This window comes from Streptococcus sp. LYSM12 (assembly GCF_004569635.1).
GTDB lineage: Bacteria > Bacillota > Bacilli > Lactobacillales > Streptococcaceae > Streptococcus.
On the sequence record NZ_SPOZ01000078.1, the window covers coordinates 1 to 498 of the forward strand.

Annotated in this window: 1 protein-coding gene; it reads right to left on the bottom strand. The window is 41.8% G+C overall.

What is annotated here, in order from left to right:
- Nucleotides 1-293, bottom strand: a 293-nt coding sequence (locus E4T79_RS11495) for a transposase (protein WP_194183832.1), incomplete at its 3' end; no start/stop codon positions are given.
- Nucleotides 294-498: the final 205 nt, after the last annotated feature.

A 498-nucleotide genomic window follows, 5' to 3' on the forward strand; every position in this document is an offset into this window, starting at 1 on the left:
GCAAGCTTATCCAATTTCGCTTTAGGATGGAAGCTGGCATTATCCATCACAATAAGATGTGGCTCTGACAAAGAGGGTAAGAGCTGTTTATCAAACCATTTGGTAAAAAAGGCGCTCGTCATACTGTCTTTGTAAATCATAGGAGCAATAATCTTATGAGCAACCAGACCTGCAACGACAGATGTGCGTTCAAAACGACGGCCTCTTATCTTGTCATAGACCTTTTCACCTCTAGGAGAGCGCCCTTGCTTTCGATAGAGATAGGTATCAATCCCTGTTTCATCAATATACACAATAGGGAACTTATCAAAGCAGGACAGCACCTCAAGATACCGGTTTACTTTCTCTTTATCTTGTTCACTATAAGTTGTCGTCTTTTTTTAAAGTGATAGCGAGCTGTTTGAGGGCTGCCCAAACAGAGGAGATACGACAGTTGAAATGTTCTGCTAGTTCTCGTAAAAAAGCATCTGGATGCTGTTGAACATAGGCTTCCAACTG